Consider the following 18,811-nt stretch of genomic DNA (forward strand, 5'->3'; position numbering starts at 1 on the left):
CTAGTCCAAATAACGCTTCTTTGCTTCCTTTCTCACTTCCTTATCATCAACAACCTGCATCACAAATGCCATAGAAAAGTCCTGAAGCTTTACTTTATATTCTTCTAACTGTTCCTCTCCGCAGCTATTGCTTCCAAGGCCGGACTGCAAATAATCCAAATGGATTTCAACATGGTCTGCCCGCTGTATCTGGAATGGGTGTCTTGCCTCTTCCAGGCTTTCATCTGTATAATTTGCAAGATTCAGTCCCACAGGCGCTTCCATCTTACATAACAGGCTCTTATTCCCATCTCCTATCCCAAACCACTTTACTTCTTCCCTGTGGCCATTTTCCTGGGGGAATACATAATTGGTTCCCATCTCATCCACAGAGCTGGAATAAATCCCCATAATGCTGGCGGCTTTGCTGTCTGAATAGTTTTCACCGGGTCCAAGGCCATACCACACTGCCTTTTGCAGGGACTTATTCCCCTTCATGACCACACCGATTCTGGGAAGGAAAGAAGGTTCCAGCTTTCCTCTCTGAACCGCCTTGCCCTGCAGATTCACTTTGACCTGGCCGCAGGAGTAGATGGTATATTCATAGTCACATTCAAAGCCCCAGGACTGATTTAAGCATCCAAAATATTTTCCAATGGTAACAACTACCTGATCCGTCCCTGCTTTACAGGTAACATATTCTGTCTGTTCACTGGATTTCTGAATAAAATATTTATTCAGCCAATCCTCTTTTTTTATACATGTCATTATCAATGGCAGCACGGTATACGCTCATTACCGGACCTTCACTTAAATATACCTGATCCCCTGCTGCAACAGACAGCAGTTTCCCAAATATTTTATGGAAGGTTACCGTGACTGCCCCATTTTCTACCTTAAGGATATCCGTTGTTTCAGATACCTGTAATGGTTCTCCTTTTGGGCGTTCCTCCAGTACATCACAGCTTATATCAAGCGGAAACTGCACTTTTGAAATTTCATAGCCTGCTTTTGCAAAGTTTGTATCTTCTTTCTGGCATACAGTAATATTCAGATAGTAATCAGTATTTGCCTCAGGCATGAATGGAAGGAAGGGTATGGCCACCTTTTCTTCTTCATGAGGGAGGGCAGTCATATTGGTAATGGATCCTTCCTGAATACTATGTTCTTCCGCCTGGATCTCCCACTTTAATGTAACGTGACCCAGTGTCAGGAAATCATAATGGTTCCTTACAAGAACCTCCCGTCCTGCACCTGTCCTTGTCACTTCCACCGGTGCAATGACCTGTTTGTATTCCAGCATGGCGGGGGAAGGGGTTCTATCCGGCATCAGCAGCCCATCGATACAGAAATTCCCATTGGTAGGAAAATCTCCGTAATTGCCTCCATAACGGTAGTAGGTTTCCTTTCCTTCTTCCGTATAAATTCCATGATCATACCATTCCCACAGAAAACCGCCTTGAAGCCGTTTATATTTGCGGTACATATCCTGATATGCCTTTAATCCGCCCGGACCATTTCCCATGGCGTGTCCATATTCGCACATAACATGGGGCTTATTTCCTTTAGAATCTGATTCTCCAATCTCTTTCAGCCTATTAAGCCTAGTGTACATGGTAGAATAAACATCAGTCACTTCTGCTTCATAATCTCCCTCATAGTGGAGCAGCCTGGTCGCGTCCAGTTCCTTTATTGCCTTGCAGCACTTTTAAAATTGCAGCCAAAGCTGGATTCATTTCCCATGGACCACATGATAATGCATGGATGATTCCGGTCCCTTTTTACCATGCGCACGCTTCTGTCCACATAGGCTTCTTTCCATGACGGATCATTTGTAATCCAGTCATACCGCTCTACCCATTCAAATCCATGGCATTCCAGATCTGCCTCATCAATCACGTAAAGCCCGTATTCATCACATAAGTCATACAAATATCCATTGGCTGGATAGTGGGAGCAGCGCAGCGCATTGATATTATGCTGTTTCATAAGCAGGATATCTGCTTCCATCTGTCCCCGTGTGACACAGCGCCCTTCTTTGGGATTGAAATCATGATGGTTCACACCATTTAACAGAATCACCTGATTATTCACCCTAAAGTTATTATCTTTTATTTCAACCTTACGGAATCCCACCCGTACCACGATTTCATGCTTTCCCGCAGATACTGTTAATTCATATAAATCAGGGGTTTCTGCCGTCCAAAGGTCCGCACCGGGAATTAGCTCTTTTAAGTGGGCCCTGCCCTCTTTTGACTGGAAGCTTCCACTGGCAACTGCCTTTCCATCTCTTTCTAATTTCCATGTACCATCACATGTTTCCTGCTTTGTGGTAATGTCTGCTCTTAAGATTCCATCTTTATAAGAGCTGTCCAGATCACCATCTGCCGTACAATCAATAATACTCTCTTCCGGCTCATTAATTAATTCCACATCCCGGTAAATCCCGGAAAGCCACCACATATCCTGGTCTTCCAAATACGTTCCATCAGACCATTTATAGACCCGTACTGTAATGTCGTTTTCCCCTTCCTGGACATAGTCTGTAATATTGAATTCACTCGGAAGGCGGCTGACCTTGCTGTATCCTGCATGGGCCCCATTGATCCATACATCAAACGCACTGTCCACACCATGAAATTTTAAAATAGTATCATTCTGAATCCACTCCCCGTTTAAATGGACTGTTTTTTTATAAATTCCTGTGGGATTTTCTGAAGGTACAAAAGGCGGATTGATCGGAAACAAATATAACACATCCGTATAGTGCATCCGGTCATATCCTCTTAACTGCCACACAGAAGGCACATCAATCATATCCCAGTCTGTTCCTGTTCCTCTGTTCATAAATCCTTCCGGGGACAGTTCCGGCGCTTCCAAATAGAGGAATCTCCACTCTCCATTTAAATTAATTCTGGAAGCAGAATCTTTATAAAACTCTGTGCGGGCTTCCCTTCTTCCAATATGTGCCAGCGTTTGGTCTTCCCATCTCTTTTTTTGTTCGCCTTGTCATCTTTGTTTCTCCTCTATGTGTTTATGTCAAACAAATATATAGCCGGGAAGAAAACAGTGCGTAGATGCACATGAGATACTTAACCCGGCTGCTCTTTCTATTTAATAGAACCACTTGTCCCTTCTACAATATACTTTTGCGCAATAATGAATATAATAATTGGCGGGATAATCATAATGATCGTAATACAAAGCATAGGGATAATCCGTGTGCTGTGAACTCCCTTAAAGGTTGCAAGTCCTAAAGCAAGTGTATATTTACTTCTGTCATGAAGGAAAATCAATGGTCCCAGATAATCATTCCACACCGTAATCATATTTAAGACACCTACCAGAATGAGGGAGGGCTTTAAGATCGGCATGAAAATTTTCCAATAAATCTGAAATGCATTGGCACCGTCAATTCGCGCCGCCTCTTCAAAATCCTTGGGAACTCCCATTAAGAATTGCCTCATTAAAAAAAATATAGTAGCAGAGCCAAACCATGCCGGTACAATCAGGGGCTTTAATGTGTTAATCCAGCCAAATAAATTAAATTCCATATATTGAGGAATCATGGTAACATCCCATGGAATCATCATCGTTGAAAGCAAAATCATAAATAACAGGTTTTTTCCCTTAAACTCAAACCTTGCAAAACCATATGCCACCAGAGAACAGGAAATGATCTGTCCTGCAGTTGTCATAACCGTAATGATAATAGAATTTTTTAAATATGTGCCAAAGGGCTGTGATTGCCATGCATTTTTAAAATTCTCAAACAGCCATTTGGAAGGAAATAGCCGGGGCGGATAAGCAATGGCTTCTGCTTCTGTCTTAAAGGCAGTAAAAAAACATATAAATAAAAGGTGCAAGAAAGTAAACTGCAACAGCAGTCAGCAGGGTATAGATAATAACCTTTGATTTCATGGACATCTTCATTATTTTTTCCCTCCCTTTTTCTTCTTACCATTCTTTGCTTCCGTTTCATAGAATACCCATGTAGAAGAAGACTTGAAGATCAATGCCGTCAGAATTAAGATAATAATAAACATCACCCATGCGTTGGCACTTGCATACCCCAGCTTATGGTGCTTAAACGCATTGTTATAAGTATACAGCCCATAGAAATAAGTGGATTTTAACGGACCTCCCCCGGTCAGCAGCATTACCAGCGTCACCTGCTGGAAGGAACTGATGACAGAAGTGATTAAATTAAACAAAATTGTTGGTGTAATAATCGGCAGCGTAATGCTGAAAAACTGTTTTGCAGGACTGGCTCCATCTAAGGATGATGCTTCATATAAATCAATGGGGATATTCTTAATATCCGTGTAAAAAATAAGCATCATGGTTCCTACACCAAAAGCACTGGCCAAAATTACTGCAAACAGCGCCCAGGCAGGATCTACCAGCCACCTGGGGCCTGTAATCCCCAGTAAAGATAATAAATAATTCAATACCCCATAGTCCCCGTTTAAAATCCAGCCCCAGATAATCGATACTGCCACCCCGGAAATAACTGCCGGTATATAGAAAATCGTACGGTATATTTTTACGCCATTTACCGGCTGTGTGATTAACATAGCAAGAAAGAGCGCAATTGCCATATTTAACGGTACAAAAATCGCCGCATACTTCAGGCTGATTGTCAGGGACTTCCAGAACTGAGTATCTTTTGTAAACATCTCAGCATAATTGCCAAACCCCTTAAATACCGGATCAGACGTCAATGGCCAGTCAAAAAAAGCTCATGCCCAGGGACAGAATAAGCGGTCCGATTGTAAATACTAAAAACCCAATAATCCACGGAGTAATGAAGAAGTACGGAGTTGCATTCCTTATAAACTTTTTTTTGCTTCATAGCGTTTCTCCCATTAAGCTGATTCTTTTTTTCGTAGCCCCTTAGAGGAATCCGGCTGTCTGGGCCTGTTCACCCAGACGGCCAAATTCTTCGTTTCATTTTGTTTTACTGCTGTGCTGCACTGTTCAATACATCCGGTACGCTCTGAAGAGAGCTTGGATTAAATACTTCTTCAAAGGACAGGGACAGTTTTTCTGATAATTCAGACCATTCTTTAATAATAAAGCTTGCAGAAGTATAGCCGGTGCTTTGTTCAAGCATTAAGTAAAATGGCGCATACTCCGGCTGATCCATAATCTTTTCAGACTCTACAACACTGCTTAATACCGGTAATTCCAAACCAATACGTGCTTTATTGGATTCTTCATTTGTCCAGAATTTCACAAATTCCCAGGCTGCTTCTTTATTCTTGCTGTCTTTAGAAATGGAAATACCGGAAGAGCTTAAAATACTGACAGAATCTTTCCCTGCATTGGCAAAAGCAGGAATCGCAGCCACGCCATAGTTTAACCCGTCTTCTTTCAGGGAATTAATTGACCACGCACCATAGACATACATTGCCACAGCACCAGAACGGAATTCATCGGTTCCGTTTTTTTCCGTGGCCACTGCATATCCCTCTTTCTCCATATCCTGGAACATCTGAAATACTTCCTCTGATTCTTTGGAATTAATATTTCCCTCCAGGTTTCCTTCTTTGTCACAATATGCTGCTCCATTGCTCCATAAATACATTTCAAAATCATATGGATCCGGCTTCATTGGGAATGCAAAGCCTTTTGCAGAGGTTTTTTTCAGATATGGTCTTTGCCGCCTGCTGCAAATCATCCCATGTCCAATCATTGGTAGGTTCAGAGATTCCTGCTTCCTGGAATAAATCCTTATTATAGAACAAGGTGTGTGTTGTAAATCCGATCGGAATACCATATACCTGTCCATCCATGGAATTGTAATTCCATAAGGTGTCATAGAAATTTGCTTTATACGCTTCCCCTTCTTTTTCAATAAAGCTGTCTAACGGTTCTAACCCCTGATAATATGCCGGATAATTCCACATATACATTACATCGGGAGTATCCCCGGATCCCATGCCTGCACTGATTTTTGTATCAAAATCTTGTCCATAGGCTTCCAGAGTTACTTCAATGTCATCATGTGCCCCATTAAACTTATCCACCAGTTCCTGCTGGCGGTCTACATCTTCCGCCACATCCCAGGACGCAAAACGGATTTTTGTTTTTCCGTCTTTTGCTGTACCCTGATTGGTTTTACTTCCGCCACATCCACTTAATACGGTTACTGCTGTCAGTGATAGCATACACAATACTGCCAACTTTCTTTTCATAAAAATACCTCCTCTTTTTTTCGATAAAATCATTATATAATTTACTAAGTAATTTTTCAACATTTTTAGTTTAATCCTTGTATTTTCTTCTATTTTCAACATTTTTACCATATTGTTTTTGTGCACATTTACCTAATATGATAATTAACACTAACCCATTTGATTTTTTTTTAATATTCGTCCAGTAAATATTTACCTTGTTTTACCCATATTGATAAGCATTGTTCTTAACACTTGCCATGATAAAAGAAATGGGGATGGGCATTCTAAGGCAAAGCAGTATTGTTCCAACGGAATGTCCCTGTTTTTGCATCTGTTGAAGAAGAAAAACATAAGGATAAAAATATGATCGATATTAGTCTGGAAAAATGACTGGTATACCGTTAAAGTAATTGTAAATCACTTTAGAATGATATATACTGCTTTTCATAAAGTCTGTGACAGAAATGAACAGATAAATTTAGTTTTCGAAGGAAGGGGAAATAAATTGGAAACCATAACATTGAAGAAATTATGTGACTATCCTGAATTTTTAGAAGAAGCAGCTTTCTGGTTTTCTCAAAAGTGGGGCATTCCTGTTGAGGCTTACAGGGAAAGCATGAAGCAGTCCATCAGCCAAAAAGCAGGAATCCCCCAATGGTATATTGTTTTAAATGAAAAGCAGGAGATGATAGCCGGGGCAGGAATTATAGAAAATGACTTCCATGACCGGAAAGACTTAAGCCCAAATTTATGCGCTTTGTATGTAAAAGAAAATTATCGGGGACAGGGCATTGCAAAGTACATTTTAGATTTTTCCAGAAAAGATTTAAGTAATATGGGATTTGAAAAGATATATTTAATAACTGACCATACAGAATTTTATGAAAAGTGCGGTTGGGACTTCCTTACAATGGTAAATGGAGATGATGGCAGTTCTGAACGAATGTATGCTGCTTCTACATTAATATAAACCTGGAATATGAATAAAAGGCAAAGGCGGAAGCTGTCCGGCATATTCTGCCGCTTCCAATCCTTTGCCTTTCTAATATTCCTTAATACTTCTTTATTCGGTGTCAGCTGATGATTGGGAATCTTTTATCCTGCAATCTATTTACTGGTTCTCCAGCGCGCTGGCATCGATTTCTGTATATCCCTCCAGATCCGGTGCAGTGACTTCAACGGTCTGACCAGGATTGTTATAGGTGGAATCCGTATCCATAACCATGGCTATCGTCTCGCCCTCAGCGGTCATTTCAAAGGACATCTTGATCTTTGACTGGTAAAATACCCTTCCTTATTGACTGTCGCCTCTCCGCTGGCCTCCTTGATGGAGTAGGTTACCCCTTCCATATTGGTTCCTAACTGAACCAGCATATCCTTTACATAGGAGTCCATCTTTTCAGCATCAACCGTAAAGGTAAGGACCTGGTTCTCTCCATCCTTCTTTGCCGTGATCTCCTTCAGATAAGAAGAATCTACACTTGCACCTTCTGTGCTCTGCTTTATCTGTTTCATCATGGCATCTAAATCCATGGCGTATTTAACCTTCTGGCCCATGGAATCCATATAATAATACCCATTCTCATAATACATGAGCATATTCAGATCCTGGCCCATAAGGGAAGTAGTCCCCTGTGCAAGGTATCTCATCTTCTCCGTATTTATGTCCGCCATCTTCATATCCAGGTCCATCTTGATATCCGTGGTTTCCTCTCCCTGGGTCATCTGCATATTGATCGCAGAGATCACATCCATAGAGGCCAGCTCCGATGTTTTTTTCGAAGCCTCATCATAGAGCACCTTGGGATCCTTTTCTCCCTTGCAGGCAGCCAATGACAGGGTCGTGGCCAGAGCAAGGAAAAGCATTAAACATTTTTTCATATCTTCCTCCTTTAATCTTGTGTTTTTTTTAACGCACTTTTAAGTATACTATACTACGCTGTAATTTCATATCTAAAATTTTCTTAAATATCTCTTTAATTTTTCCAATGAAACCAGGGTTCACAAAAACGCCGGTGTCCCGGCCCGACCTTTTATAAAAGTCTGGACCAGAACACCGGCGTTTTCTGCCAACATCCTATAATCTCTTTAAGAGCTCCTCCCTCTCCTTCTCATATCCCGGTTTTCCAAGGAGCGCGAACATATTCTTCTTATAGCTTTCTACTCCCGGCTGGTTAAACGGATTTACGCCCAAAATATATCCGCTGATACCGCATGCATATTCAAAGAAGTAGAAAAGCTGTCCCAGGCTGTACTCATCCTGTTTAGGAATCTTAACCATCAGGTTAGGCACGTTCCCGTCGGTATGAGCCAGAATGGTTCCGTTCATAGCACTCTTATTTACAAAATCAACACTCTTTCCTGCAAGATAGTTCATACCGTCGGTATCGACCTCTTCTTCCTTAAGAAGGATCGACCCGGGAGATTCTTCCATCTCCAGTACGGTTTCAAACATAATTCTGGACCCATCCTGAATAAACTGTCCCATAGAGTGTAAGTCTGTGGTCAAATCCACTGCGGCAGGAAAGATCCCTCTTTGATCTTTTCCTTCACTCTCTCCAAACAACTGCTTCCACCATTCGGAAACATAATGAAGGCTTGGCTCATAATTTGCCACGATCTCCACTGTCTTTCCCTTACGAAGCAGGATATTGCGCACGGCCGCATACTGAAGGGCGCCGTTTGACTCATAGGGCGCTTCCAGGGTTTCCTTCCTGGCCGCCTCCGCCCCTTCCATTAATTTATCAATATCAGCGCCGGACACTGCAATCGGAAGAAGGCCGACTGCTGTAAGCACTGAGAAACGTCCTCCTACGTCATCCGGAACCACGAAGGATTCATAGCCTTCCTCATCAGCCAGATTCTTCAGTGCGCCCCTTGCCTTATCCGTAGTGGCATAAATCCTTTTATTTGCCTCCTCACGGCCATATTTCTCAATCAGCATATCCTTAAATACCCGGAAAGCGATTGCCGGCTCTGTGGTCGTACCGGACTTTGATATAATATTAACGGAGAAATCCTTTCCTTCCAGCACATCCTTTAAGTCATGGATGTATTTGCTGCTGATGCTGTTTCCAACGAAATAGATCTCCGGTGTTTTACGTTTTCCTTTTGGCAATACATTGTAAAAGCTGTGGGATAAAAATTCTATGGCTGCCCTGGCTCCAAGATAGGAACCACCGATACCGATGACAAGCAGAACATCAGAATCATTTTGAATCTTCTCTGCTGCCGTCTTTATTCTCTGGAACTCTTCCTTATCATAATCCACCGGAAGGTCAATCCAACCCAAGAAATCATTGCCTGCACCGGATTTGTCCATCAGCACATTCTTTGCACACACAACTGTGGCCTTCATATTCTCCATTTCCTCTGCTGATACAAAACCTGCTGCCCTGGAATAATCAAAACTTATATTTCCCATTGCTAATATTCTCCTTTTCCTTTTATTCTCGCAAAGGCAACGTCTCTTCCCCCTGCTTGGGAAAATTATACCACAGAACAGTTCTAAATGCGACATGATTTTCATTTGGCCTTCCAAACGTTCATGTTAAATATTCCTGGAGAATTTCACCGATCAGCTTTAACTCATCAGGACTTAGATCTTTTAACCAGTCCTCTCCCTGCCTGCCTCCACGTTCTCTTTCCCTGCTGGCGGCAATCTGTTCCAGGCTTCGTTTTAAGTAGTCCACATCCCGCCTGGAGTTCTTAAGCTCCGGCTGGGCCTGGATCTCTCCTCTTTCGGGCACTTCCCCCGAAGCTTCAGAAAATACCTCCATGGACTGTTTTTGAGAGCGGTTCCTTAAAGGCTTTTCCAGGGTTCCGTTTCTCTGCCTTGCGCTTCTCCTGTCCGTCTTCTTGTCCTGCTCCGGCTCGTCTTCTGCCCCGGACTTTGATGACTGGGAATAAATGGATCTTATATTTTCACGGGTTTCCACATGAGGCCCCGATATTGCCTGTAAATCCTCTCTTTCCAAATCCAACCGATAAATCAGCGTATTTTCCAGATAATTGTCCAGGGACGCAAACAGCTGCTGCCGTTTCTCCACAATTCCTGCACCGTGGTCCACCAGAATGGTGAACAGTCCAGCCATGATCCCCGCAGAGCCATACAAGACTATGTAATAAGAATCGGTGCGGTACCAATAGGATGCAAATGCCAACCCACCTCCTGCCAGAAAGCACCAGAGCGTCATCTGGTTGGAAAACATATTCCATCCGTGAAGTGTTACACCCATATATTTAAAATCATACATCTGCCGTTCCAGATACGGCTTTACCTTTGGGATTCCCTGGTTCATCTGGTACGTGTTTTCTGTCTTCTGTTTAAATGCCCGAAGACTCTTGTTTTTAGTCAATGTAAGGTTATCGGATTCTTTGATCAATCTTTTGTAGAGGTTACGTGTCAGCCATCTGGTGACAATGCCGATGCCGCACAGGGCTGCCAGCACGAATAGCGCCTTGCCTGTCTGTAAAAATTCCAGCATAATAATAGCTCCCCTTTCTTCCCGGTTACGACCGGTGATAGGTCTATTATAATCACCCGGTTTGTCTTTGGGAAGATGAGAGAGCCTAGAATCGTTCGTCAAATCTTGTCAGGATTCGATTCTTAACCTAATATGAATGCCGTTCAGCTATGGCTAAAATAAGGTTCACAGAATGCTTAACCGCCTTCGCCTCAAACTCGCTGTAGTCCATGTTTGCGCTGTCATCCGCCTTATCTGAAATAGCTCTTATGATAAGAAAAGGGATGTGGTTTAAGTATGCCGCCTGTGCGATGGCAGCCCCTTCCATTTCCGTGCAGTATCCGCCGAAAGTCTGGGATATCCACTGTTTTTTTAACCCTATCAGAAATAAACTGGTCCCCTGAAACCACCCTTCCGGTAAAAACTCCAATTTCAGGATTAACCTCTCTGCAGCATTTTTCAGCCAGATTCCGAAGCCGTTCATCAGCCTGAAAGGCAAATTCCTTCATCTGGGGGATCTGTCCGGCAGGATATCCAAAGCCGGTGGCATCCATATCGTGATGTACCGTATCCGTGGAAAGCACCACATCCCCGATGTTGATCTCATTCTTTAAAGAACCGGCGATTCCGGTATTGATGACCGCGGTCACATGGTAATGGTCTGCCAGGATCTGGGTGCAGACCGCTGCATTTACCTTGCCGATTCCGGAACGGACCACCACCGCTTCTCTTCCTTTTAAAATCCCTCTATAAAAGTCCATTGCAGCTATGGTTTCTACCGTAACATTCTCCATGGCCTTTTTTTACTTCTGCCACCTCGACATCCATGGCACCGATGATTCCTAACATAATTTTTCTCCTTTCCTCCTCATGCCCATGTTCCTGGGGCATAAAGGTATACCCGAAGTATTTTCATAAGCTTCCCTTAAGTACTGCTTTTTGTGTGCTGCTACTTATTATAACAGTTTGTATCAAATTTGTCAGGATAAATCCTTGGGAAATTCACCGGATTTCCTTGTGTCTAACCTGTCCTGCCTGCAAAGAACTATTGACAACGCTGCCCGGATTTCCTATAATTTTATAATCTGTTATAATGAAACATTATGAATTGGAGGAAATTAAGTTGAAATATAAAACACACGGCGTCTGTTCACAGGAAATTAATTTTGAAGTAGAGGATAACAAGCTGGTTCAGGTTCAGTTTGTAGGCGGCTGCTCCGGCAACACCCAGGGCGTGTCCCGGCTGGTGGAAGGCATGGATGTAGATGAAGCCATCAAAAGACTGGAAGGGATCCAGTGCGGCTTCAGACCCACTTCCTGTCCGGATCAGCTGGCACAAGCATTAAAACATTATAAAGAAACTCTGTCCTAAGGCTTAAATTTTGCACACGTGTTTACAATATAATTCTGTCATGATAAAATGGAAACAACGGAATTCCTGCTCTTTTAAATAAAATTTGATGGGGGGATTACATGACAGAAAAAAGCAAGGAACCAAAACCGCGGCGTATTCAAAAAACAGATTTAAAAACACAGGTAGAAGTGGAACTGCTGCATTTTATCAAACAGATGGATCTTTCGGTGAATAACAAGCTGCCGAGAGAAGAAGAGCTGTCCAGAATGCTGGGAGTCAGCCGCATCACACTGCGAAGCGTCCTCGACGATCTGTCTGCAAAGGGAATGATATTCCGCAGGCATGGAAGGGGAACCTTTATTAATAACAGCTTTTTTTGAAATGAAGGCCAGCTTTAATCCTGCCATGCATTTTGTGGACATGATAGCTAACAGCGGCTACATGCCAAGAGTAGAAATGATCCACCACGACATCATCAAGGCGAACAAGGATGTGGCAGACCACCTTGAAATGGCGGAAGGCAGTCTGGTTCTTATCTGTGACAAGATATTTTATGCTGATAAGCAGATATGCGCTGTTACAAGGGATTACATCCCATTCTCCTATCTTAACGGAGTGGATATGGCGGAGTTGGACAACTTTGTTAATTCTGTGTTTTACTTTATGTACAAGGCCACCGGAAAAAAGCTGGAGTGGGATAAGGTAGAACTGAATGCAGTATACAGTAAGGATGTGGAACTATTAAACGGACTTCTGGAACGCTTTGGCATTCCGCCAAAAGCATTTCTCCTTCTGAAAGGCATGAATTATGACGAGGATGGTACTGCTGCCGCATATACCTGGGAGTATGTAGACACCACCATATTAAAATATAGTCAAATACGTAAGAGGCTTCTGCGCTATGAAGAAATTTAGGATTTACAGCATATACACAACAAGCGGCCTGGAATGAAAGCTTTAGAACACTTTCATTCCGGTCCGCTTTATTTTTCTTCTTTAGGCCAATGCCTAAAGGTCAGCAATTAACTCATGGCCCAACTGTTCCGACAGGATTTTTCTTTTACCATGCGGTTAAAATCCCTGTTCGTGTGTAACGTTACAATACCATTAGATTGACGTAGGGGGCTAAGTATGATATTCTTATTTTATACCCCTATAGGTATAAGGAGGTGGGAGAATGCGCCAGTGTATGGATGCAGATAATCTGCATCGTCGGTTGAATAAAATCATGGGCCAAATCAAGGCGATTGATAAAATGATAGACGAAGACATTTCATGTGAGGATATACTTATTCAGGTCAATGCAGCGAAAGGCGCTTTGCATAAGGTTGGACAAGTAATTCTGGAAGGGCACTTAAATCATTGTGTAAGAGAAGGAATCGAACACGGGGACGCCGATAAAACGATAGCAGAATTTGCAAAAGCTATAGAGCACTTTTCACGTATGAGCTAAAAGAATATATATCTGAAAATCAGCAGCCGAATTTCGGTTGCTTTTTTATTGACAAGAGTATACCTATAGGGGTATACTCTTGTTGTGTGTACGTATACCCCCATAAGTATAAAAGGAGTGATTTATTTGTTAACATTTTTCAAAGACAGCGAAAAGCGGACCATACTGTTTCTCTGCCTTTCAGCTATTTCATTAACCGTCAGTTTCTTTGACATTGGATCGCTGCCCGTTAATGCGGCATGGGTTGCCATCCTGCTTTGCGGCATTCCCATCGTAAAGGGCGCAATTGCCGGGCTTATTACAGAGCTTGACATTAAAGCAGATGTATTGGTGTCCATTGCCCTCATTGCTTCAGTTATGATTGGTGAAATATTTGCGGCAGGCGAGGTTGCCTTTATTATGACAATTGGCGCATTTCTGGAAGAACGGACGGTTGCCAAGGCTCGGGAAGGAATTGAAAAGCTGGTGCATTTAACACCTGCCACGGCAAGGGTTCTTTTGAATGGAGAAGAAATCACCATTCCCGCCGAGCGGGTCAAGGTTGGCGATACCCTTCGCGTATTGGCAGGCGAAACAATTCCTGTGGATGGGATCATTATGAAAGGACAAACTTCCGTTGACCAGTCCGTAATGACAGGAGAATCGCTCCCTGTTGACAAAGGTGAAGGCGATGAGGTAAAGAGTGGAACCGTTAATCAGTTTGGAACCTTTGACATGCAGGCGCAAAAGGTTGGGGTGGACAGCTCACTGCAACGCATGATTCACCTTGTAGAATCAGCGGACGCTGGAAAAGCCAGAATTGTTGGAATAGCAGACCGATGGGCTACATGGATTGTGGTTATCGCCCTTGCCGCCGCCGCAATTACATGGTTTGTAACAGGCGAGATTATTCGCAGTGTTACCATTTTAGTTGTATTTTGTCCTTGCGCACTGGTGCTGGCCACCCCCGCCGCAATCATGGCAGGCATTGGCAATGCCACAAAATACGGGATTCTTGTCAGCCAGGGAGACGCGCTGGAAAGATTGGCAAAAGTAAAGCGTATCGCCTTTGACAAGACAGGTACGCTTACATATGGCAAGCCATCTGTAGTAAAGGTTCAAAGCTGCTCTGCTGTGATGAACGATGAACAATTATTCCAGGTTGCCGCGGCTTCGGAGTTAAGGTCCGAGCATCCACTTGGAAAGGCGATTGTGGCTAGCTATAAAGAAACATACAGGAAGCTGCCGGCTGACCCAGATTCATTTCAGCTTTTGGCGGGGCGCGGTGTGTCTGCTATAGTAGACGGACATCCATTTTTTTCCGGAAATGAAGCCCTTGTTAAGGATAATGGCCTCATCATTCCTGACCGCTTGCTCGAAAGCGCGGAATACCTCAAATCCGAGGGCTGCACCCTCATCTATGTTATGGATCAAGAGAATGTGTTTGGCCTGATTGCACTCTCCGATACAATTCGTCCCGATGCCGCCGAGGTCATAAAAGGAATATCAGCCACTGGGGTAAATACCGTTTTGCTTACAGGTGATTCACCGCAAGCTGCTAATCACATGGCAAAAATTGCGGGAATTCGTGACATACAATCCGACTGCCTGCCAGAAGACAAGCTGAATGCAATCAGGCGATATCAGGAAAACGGGGAGCTTGTCTGCATGGTTGGCGACGGTATCAATGATGCACCCGCGTTAAAGGCTGCACAAGTCGGTATCGCAATGGGCAGCATAGGAAGCGATATTGCAATCGAAGCGGCGGATATTGCCCTTGTCGGTGATGATATACGGGAAATCCCGCATCTGCTGATGCTGTCTAAAAAAACAATGCGCACCATTAACATGAATCTTGCGGCATCCATGATACTCAACTTTGCTGCAATCGCGCTTGCAATTACCGGAATACTCAATCCCGTGGTAGGCGCTCTTGTTCATAATGTAGGTTCGGTTGCAGTTATTATCAATTCATCTTTACTTTTGAAATGGAGGGAAAAAAAAGTGAAAGAATTATTTTTATTTATTCTTTTTTTTAACCGTGGGAGCAGGTGTGCTGATTGCAGGAATCGTGTACATGTTTAAAGAGAAGCACGACCTTGAATCCGTTAAGATTTATCGCGTAATATCCGTCATAGGGGCGATCATAACGGTAGGTTCTGTATTGTATCGATTATTTATATAAATACGCAGTCATTGCCAAGGGCCAAGTTGGCCAAAAAAGATAAAAACAGGATGTACCGTTATCAGTGCATCCTGTTTTTTCAGCATTTGGAGCTGTCCATGATGTTTTTATTGTTTCTGCAGTTGCTTCATTATGTACCTTTCCCATTATGATAAGGGACTTTATATCTGCCAGCCTTCTATAACCGCTTATTTATGGCTGCCACTTGGCATAACCATATATCATGATGAAAATGCTCGCCACAAGAAGCACATTTCCAGTAAAAATATACGGCGTCTTCTCAGCCAGACAAGCCATGAATGATCCGATCCCCATGATGACCGTACCCACCAGGCGCTTAATTTATATCTGTTCATATAACTCCCTCCTTCTACGCTTCTTCAGCCAGATTACCAGTCACCTGCTTGTTTGTTACAGCCATTAATATCGTATAAATAATGGCTCCCAGTATCATTCCGTTCAGTGAGGGAAGTCCAAAGGGAATTATGTATACCGCTGCGATACAAACAGCCCAGGTGATCCAGGAACCGGATTCCATTTGCGGAAGGAAGCTTTGTCAAAATCCTCGTACCGTCCCTTGTGAACCAGGAAATAGTCAGCAAGGATAATTCCGGATAACGGCGGAACAACGGTTCCCAGAATATTTAAGAAGCTGAACAGAAAACCGATCTCATATGGCCTTGTAAGGGTTGCAACAGCAGACAGAGCCAAAAGGATCCCCAGCATTTTCTTTCTCTCCATCTTAAATGCATTGGAAAGATTTAAGGAGGTTGAATAAAGGTTTGCCGCATTGGTTGTAAATATGTTGGTGGTCATAAGGATCAGACTGGGAATGACCAGCCCAAAGCTTAAGAGAATAACAGTCAAGTCGCTGTTCTGCATGGCAATGGCTGCAATCGCGCCGCAGACGATCATGAGGATGTTACCGCCTAAAAGACCTGTAAGAGTGGCGGATACGGCTGTTTTCGTATCCTTGGCATAACGCATGATATCTGCAATACAGGTGGCGGTAGAAAGCACCCAGGTACCGATAACAGCTGTAATCCCTGAAAACAGAGGTATATTCGCACTTGGAACGTAGGAGAACAGAGCCTCTGCGCCGCCCATGACACCCAGAGAACGGATGGCAGTGGCAATGGACAGGAATACGATTGCCGGGATGGCGATGTATCCCAAGATAGCAATTGCCTGGATACCGAACATGGCGAAAATTCCCATGACAACGGCGCTGGCCGCCATACAGACTCCTTCGCCAACCCAGCCAAAATGGAATACCTGGGCCACAAAATGTCCGTAAGTAGCTGCCTGAATGGTATACCAGCCGAAATTTACAATCGGTACAAAAATCGATGCGGCCTTGGAACCGCTGGAACCAAAACTATAACGGGTGAGCAGGGCAAAGGTAAGTCCTGTCTTGCAGGCAATAATACTGATCAGCACAGCAATGATGCTTAAGAAAATATTGCCCCCCAACGTTGCAATAAGAATCCCCTTAAAATCCAGTCCTGCGGCAAGACCCCCTCCTGCCATCATGCTGGTGATAACAAAAACAAATCCAGTCCAGATAATTGTAAGGCTGAAATAGCTTTTCCGCTCATTTAAAGGCACAGCGCTGCGGGAATATTCTGTATCCACCTCTTGACTTTGATTTTTTTGTTCCATCTCGAAACCCTCCATGATTCATCAATTTTTAATTGTTCCAATACCCCTTATGGACTTCTGCAATTTCCTCTACCAGCTCCGGAAATGGTCCTACAACTTCAATTTTTTTTCTGTCCCCTTGCAAATACCTCACGGCAAGGCAGATCAAAGGTGGGATTCTGAGGATCTGCCCCTGTATGGGCAAGCAGATCTTTTTCAGACATACCGTACACCACCCGTCCGATGCCTGCCCAGTAGACCGCTCCTGCACACATGCGCATGGCTCTGCCGTTGTATAAAGTGTGCATTCCCCAAGAAAATTCTTAGAGTATAGTTGGGATGCTCTCTCAGCTACCTGTGTCTCAGCATGACCCGTACATTTCCCTTCGGTAATCTCTACATTTGGCTGTTCCAGAAGAATGCTTCCATCCTTTCCTGCTAAAAGCGCCCCAAAAGGCGTATTGCCTCCTTCCCTTGACTGGCGGGATATCTCCGCGCACCGCTTCAGATTTTTAACGTCAATCTCATAGTCCATATTAGACCTCCTGTTGTATAAGGTAATACCTTATATCTTATTTATGGTAATAATTTAACATATATTAAATGTGTTGTAAATAAAAAATGTGCTTAATAAAGAGGAAAATTATTGTGCACATTATCTAAATCACAATTGCTTTTATTCCATTTTTTTCGGCATAAAAATAAATCCCAAACCTTGTAAAGTAAGGGATTTATGATAAAACAGTCCTATAAGGACCGCCTAACGGTCCAGCAGTTTGCAGGCGGCCACGCCCACAAGGGTTGAAAAAAAGGGTGGCAAGGAGCGCCGGTCCCACTACGGCCACTGGGTTTGGACTGCCGTACTGGCTCCTGTAGGCAATCATATTAACCGGTATTAACTGCAGGGAAGAAATGTTAATGATAAGAAAGGTACACATCTCATTATTTGCAGTTCCTTCAGGAAACGGCTTTGCCAGATACCTCCCGGAAACTTCTCCTTTCCTGCGCTTATCTTCCAGTTCCTTTAAGGCTTCCATGGCCTTAAGCTGCCGGGGTAGCCGCCCAGCCAAGCCCCAGGATATTGGCGATAATATTGGTAGAGATGTATTCAAGGGCCGGATGGCCATCCGGGATCCGGGGAAAAAGGAAACGGAGTAGGGGGCGCATCTTCTGAGAAATCCGTTCGATCAGTCCGGATTTTCGCCCGATCTCCATGATGCCGCTCCAAAATGACATGATTCCCAGCATGGTGATGCACAGCATAACAGCTTCCTTAGCAGAGGTCAAAGCCCCGTCTGTCACCCCGCTTAAATTCCCGTGGAAAGCCCCCCAAAGGACACCTGCCAGCATCATAAAGGCCCATAAATAATTCAGCATTGCTTTTTCCTCTTCTTAACATCTTTCAAATCTTTCTTAATCCATCTTATTCCCTTTAAAATGACCTTATTACAATCAGAGGATATTTACAGCAATATGAAAAATACTGCAAAACAACTGATATTCCGTTGCTTTGCAGTATTTTTATAATCTGCCGTTCACATTTCCCGGTTATTGACGCTCCCGGATCTTTTC

General features: G+C 43.4%; 19 protein-coding genes and 2 pseudogenes. 6 read left to right on the forward strand and 15 right to left on the reverse strand.

What is annotated here, in order from left to right:
- From JCM10519_RS30070 to JCM10519_RS30090, 7 genes are all read right to left on the reverse strand, one after another.
- Positions 1-747, reverse strand: coding sequence for a beta-galactosidase small subunit (locus tag JCM10519_RS30070; protein WP_347844223.1), 747 nt, complete (start codon positions 745-747; stop codon positions 1-3).
- Positions 713-1,672, reverse strand: coding sequence for a glycoside hydrolase family 2 TIM barrel-domain containing protein (locus tag JCM10519_RS30075; protein ID WP_347844255.1), 960 nt, complete (start codon positions 1,670-1,672; stop codon positions 713-715). The genes JCM10519_RS30070 and JCM10519_RS30075 overlap by 35 nt, the downstream gene beginning before the upstream one ends.
- Positions 1,669-2,952 carry a glycoside hydrolase family 2 TIM barrel-domain containing protein gene (locus JCM10519_RS30080; RefSeq protein ID WP_347844256.1) on the reverse strand — a complete coding sequence of 428 codons (1,284 nt, stop codon included), beginning with the start codon at positions 2,950-2,952 and terminating at the stop codon, positions 1,669-1,671. Before JCM10519_RS30080 ends, JCM10519_RS30075 begins: the two co-directional genes overlap by 4 nt.
- 137 nt (positions 2,953-3,089) lie before the next feature.
- Positions 3,090-3,845, reverse strand: a complete 756-nt coding sequence (locus JCM10519_RS14010; RefSeq protein WP_347844224.1) for a carbohydrate ABC transporter permease — start codon at positions 3,843-3,845, stop codon at positions 3,090-3,092.
- Positions 3,846-3,911: 66 nt separating this feature from the next.
- On the reverse strand, positions 3,912-4,658 hold the full coding sequence (locus JCM10519_RS14015; protein ID WP_347844225.1) for a sugar ABC transporter permease: 747 nt from the start codon (positions 4,656-4,658) through the stop codon (positions 3,912-3,914).
- A gap of 281 nt (positions 4,659-4,939) precedes the next feature.
- Positions 4,940-5,596: an extracellular solute-binding protein gene (locus JCM10519_RS30085; protein ID WP_347844226.1), complete on the reverse strand. Its 657-nt coding sequence runs from the start codon at positions 5,594-5,596 to the stop codon at positions 4,940-4,942.
- The gene (locus JCM10519_RS30090; protein WP_347844227.1) at positions 5,577-6,179 is read right to left on the reverse strand and encodes an extracellular solute-binding protein; all 603 of its coding nucleotides are present in this window, start codon (positions 6,177-6,179) and stop codon (positions 5,577-5,579) included. The genes JCM10519_RS30085 and JCM10519_RS30090 overlap by 20 nt, the downstream gene beginning before the upstream one ends.
- Positions 6,180-6,588: 409 nt before the next feature.
- On the opposite strand from JCM10519_RS30090, the gene JCM10519_RS14025 reads away from it, so the two are divergent.
- The gene (locus tag JCM10519_RS14025; protein WP_347844228.1) at positions 6,589-7,131 is read left to right on the forward strand and encodes a GNAT family N-acetyltransferase; all 543 of its coding nucleotides are present in this window, start codon (positions 6,589-6,591) and stop codon (positions 7,129-7,131) included.
- A 141-nt stretch (positions 7,132-7,272) separates the two neighbouring features.
- On the opposite strand, the gene JCM10519_RS30095 is transcribed toward JCM10519_RS14025, so the two are convergent.
- The 5 genes and pseudogenes from JCM10519_RS30095 to JCM10519_RS14045 form a co-directional block, all read right to left on the reverse strand.
- Positions 7,273-7,413, reverse strand: a complete 141-nt coding sequence (locus tag JCM10519_RS30095; protein ID WP_347844229.1) for a hypothetical protein — start codon at positions 7,411-7,413, stop codon at positions 7,273-7,275.
- Positions 7,410-8,042, reverse strand: a complete 633-nt coding sequence (locus JCM10519_RS14030; protein WP_054739909.1) for a DUF6612 family protein — start codon at positions 8,040-8,042, stop codon at positions 7,410-7,412. Before JCM10519_RS14030 ends, JCM10519_RS30095 begins: the two co-directional genes overlap by 4 nt.
- A 196-nt stretch (positions 8,043-8,238) precedes the next feature.
- The gene (locus tag JCM10519_RS14035) at positions 8,239-9,585 is read right to left on the reverse strand and encodes a glucose-6-phosphate isomerase (RefSeq protein WP_054739911.1); all 1,347 of its coding nucleotides are present in this window, start codon (positions 9,583-9,585) and stop codon (positions 8,239-8,241) included.
- Between the two features lie 121 nt (positions 9,586-9,706).
- Positions 9,707-10,648, reverse strand: coding sequence for a hypothetical protein (locus tag JCM10519_RS14040; protein ID WP_054739913.1), 942 nt, complete (start codon positions 10,646-10,648; stop codon positions 9,707-9,709).
- Positions 10,649-10,775: 127 nt separating this feature from the next.
- Positions 10,776-11,476 (reverse strand): annotated as a pseudogene (locus JCM10519_RS14045) (5'-methylthioadenosine/adenosylhomocysteine nucleosidase).
- 274 nt (positions 11,477-11,750) lie between these two features.
- Here JCM10519_RS14045 and JCM10519_RS14050 point away from each other — a divergent pair.
- The 5 genes from JCM10519_RS14050 (at position 11,751) to JCM10519_RS14065 (ending at position 15,498) form a co-directional block, all read left to right on the forward strand.
- Positions 11,751-11,999 (forward strand): TIGR03905 family TSCPD domain-containing protein, encoded by a 249-nt coding sequence (locus JCM10519_RS14050; protein ID WP_054739916.1) that lies wholly within the window; start codon positions 11,751-11,753, stop codon positions 11,997-11,999.
- A 101-nt stretch (positions 12,000-12,100) separates the two neighbouring features.
- Complete coding sequence (locus tag JCM10519_RS30100) at positions 12,101-12,361, forward strand: GntR family transcriptional regulator (protein ID WP_347844230.1); 261 nt, start codon at positions 12,101-12,103, stop codon at positions 12,359-12,361.
- 1 nt (position 12,362) lies between these two features.
- Complete coding sequence (locus tag JCM10519_RS14055) at positions 12,363-12,896, forward strand: UTRA domain-containing protein (RefSeq protein WP_347844231.1); 534 nt, start codon at positions 12,363-12,365, stop codon at positions 12,894-12,896.
- Positions 12,897-13,158: 262 nt separating this feature from the next.
- A complete protein-coding gene (locus JCM10519_RS14060) occupies positions 13,159-13,434 on the forward strand; it encodes a metal-sensing transcriptional repressor (protein ID WP_054739918.1) in 276 nt (91 codons plus the stop codon).
- Positions 13,435-13,560: 126 nt separating this feature from the next.
- Positions 13,561-15,498 (forward strand): cation-translocating P-type ATPase, encoded by a 1,938-nt coding sequence (locus tag JCM10519_RS14065; RefSeq protein WP_347844232.1) that lies wholly within the window; start codon positions 13,561-13,563, stop codon positions 15,496-15,498.
- A gap of 583 nt (positions 15,499-16,081) precedes the next feature.
- On the opposite strand, the gene JCM10519_RS14070 is transcribed toward JCM10519_RS14065, so the two are convergent.
- From JCM10519_RS14070 to JCM10519_RS14080, 3 genes and pseudogenes are all read right to left on the reverse strand, one after another.
- On the reverse strand, positions 16,082-17,260 hold the full coding sequence (locus JCM10519_RS14070) for a cytosine permease (protein WP_347844233.1): 1,179 nt from the start codon (positions 17,258-17,260) through the stop codon (positions 16,082-16,084).
- A 28-nt stretch (positions 17,261-17,288) separates the two neighbouring features.
- Positions 17,289-17,774, reverse strand: a complete 486-nt coding sequence (locus tag JCM10519_RS14075; protein ID WP_347844234.1) for a deaminase — start codon at positions 17,772-17,774, stop codon at positions 17,289-17,291.
- A 225-nt stretch (positions 17,775-17,999) separates the two neighbouring features.
- Positions 18,000-18,616, reverse strand: a pseudogene (locus tag JCM10519_RS14080) (nucleoside recognition domain-containing protein).
- Positions 18,617-18,811 lie beyond the last annotated feature (195 nt).

The sequence above is a fragment of the Clostridium sp. NkU-1 genome, from assembly GCA_001312405.1.